Origin of the sequence: Halomonas sp. ND22Bw, from assembly GCF_003011945.1 — a bacterium.
Taxonomy (GTDB): domain Bacteria; phylum Pseudomonadota; class Gammaproteobacteria; order Pseudomonadales; family Halomonadaceae; genus Halomonas; species Halomonas halophila.
On record NZ_PXWD01001030.1, the window covers coordinates 1 to 266 of the forward strand.

The 266-nt window shown below is 62.4% G+C and carries 1 protein-coding gene; it reads right to left on the reverse strand.

Annotated features, from left to right (window positions below):
• Positions 1–266, reverse strand: a 266-nt coding sequence (locus CVH10_RS21305; RefSeq protein WP_369335944.1) for a hypothetical protein, incomplete at both ends; no start/stop codon positions are given.

Sequence of the window (266 nt, forward strand, 5' to 3'; positions counted from 1 at the left end):
AGGCGGTCTTGAACACGCCCTTCTCGTCCTCGTTCAGGTCGTCGATGTGCTGTACCGAACCTTCGTGCTCCAAGATCGAGTTCCAGACGGCCTCGGTGTTGATGCCCTTCTCGTCGAGCAGACGCTCCAGATAGGGGTTCTTGACCGCGAACGAGCCCGACAGGGTCTTGTGGGTGTAGATGTTGGCCGGGATCGGCTCGATGCCCGCCGACGTGCCGCCGCAGATGATCGAGATGGAGGCGGTGGGGGCGATGGCCAGCTTGTGG